Origin of the sequence: Lacticaseibacillus suilingensis, from assembly GCF_016861845.1 — a bacterium.
GTDB lineage: Bacteria > Bacillota > Bacilli > Lactobacillales > Lactobacillaceae > Lacticaseibacillus > Lacticaseibacillus suilingensis.
The window spans coordinates 1-1,518 of the sequence record NZ_BOLV01000061.1 but is presented as its reverse complement, the minus strand read 5'-3'; the positions used below and the strand labels follow the sequence as shown (position 1 = coordinate 1,518).

At 45.8% G+C, this 1,518-nt stretch carries 1 protein-coding gene; it reads right to left on the bottom strand.

The genetic code is table 11. The features are described from left to right. Window positions 1-141: 141 nt before the first annotated feature. Window positions 142-1,383: an ISL3 family transposase gene (locus JUF11_RS13060; RefSeq protein WP_203628625.1), complete on the bottom strand. Its 1,242-nt coding sequence runs from the start codon at window positions 1,381-1,383 to the stop codon at window positions 142-144. Between the last annotated feature and the right edge of the window lie 135 nt (window positions 1,384-1,518).

Genomic DNA, 1,518 nt, shown 5'->3' with positions numbered 1-1,518 from the left:
CTTTTGAAAGGTCCACTCTTCGGAGTGGATTTTTTGTTATTGAACCGAAAAATATCGTCTGTGAAGCCAGATGGCCACAATTATGCTTTGTAACACTGTTTTTGGGTATACTGCTCCCCGGGGTGTCGGACACTGACTTTGCTAAGCAATCAGTTGGTAGATCCGTTCAAACATCCGCTCTTGATTGGCGAATCCATAACAGCTACGCTTTAGCGCTTTGATCTTACGATTGATGCCTTCTAGCGGGCCATTTGAAAGCCTGGTTTGCGAAGCATTCAAAACCCCTTTGAGGTTTTTCCTTAGTGTGGCAATGGCGATGTCCATTGGCTCACCGCACGACCTGTAGGTCTTGATGAGGTTACTCAGGCGCTCTGTTTGTGAATTAAGTAAAGCATCGTGAATGTCGATATAGGTCTCATAAGCATTGTGTAAGTTTGGGAAAGGCGTGATGCCAATATCGATGAGTTCTTGGTCGGTCAGGCTTTCGTTTATGCCGAAGCGGTAATGTTTAGTTTTGGCGTCTGGATCGGCTTTATGGTAGATTTTCCAGTTTGGTTTTAACGCCTTGTACACTTGAGAATGTTTATCCTTGATTTGCCGTAGCGCTTGAACGCGCATCTGGTCCATCGCTCGACCTAGCAGTTGAATGATATGGAAACGGTCGATGACAATCTCGGCGTTAGGGAAGAGCTCGTGAACAAAGTTCTGATACGCAGCGTTCATATCCATACAGATATGCTTCACCTTCGCTCTTTCGTCTCTAGAGTAGTTTTCCTCGAAGAATTTTTTGATGGTGTCTGAGAGCCGATCACCAAGCACAGTCACACGTTTGTGTGTATCAGCGTCGATACAGATAAAGGCCATTTGTGAGTGAGTTGAGCGAAACTCATCGAAACAAAGGTTGGTTGGGAGATAGTTGAGCGGTCGCGGATTGATATTATCATCAAGGATGCGTCCAACGGTCGTGGTCGAAATGCCAGTGATTGAGGCAATGCTCTTACTAGTAGTCGATTTCATTGCGAGCTTTAAGGCGTACTCAACTAGGCCATTTGAGATTGAATACTTGGGCTTAACTACCGAGGTGGTGGCAGTCAGAGTGGATTTACAATTACCGCAGCGCCAACGCTGCTTATCGAGCGCTAGGAGTACTGGCCGGTCTGTTGGGCCATTAACGTGAATATGAGTACGAATGTGCCCATTGCGCCGCAATGTCGACATTCCACAATAGGGACAACGTTCCAGAAAGTAAGTTAGTTCTGCGTGAATGACCTGATACCTCTTGCGACCTTGACCGCGGCCGCGGTATTCATCTCTCACATCAGAAACATGGATATTTGTATCTGTAATTCCGAGCAATTTAAGCGTACTATCAATGTTGGACACCTGTTCATTACCTCGCTTTGTTTGGGTTTGGTCGCTTAAAGCATAGCACCGGGGAGACCAGGTGTCTTTTTGTTATCTAAAAAGGGTCTAGCATCTCCAGTGTTGATTACTACCAACACCAAAAATTCTAGACCC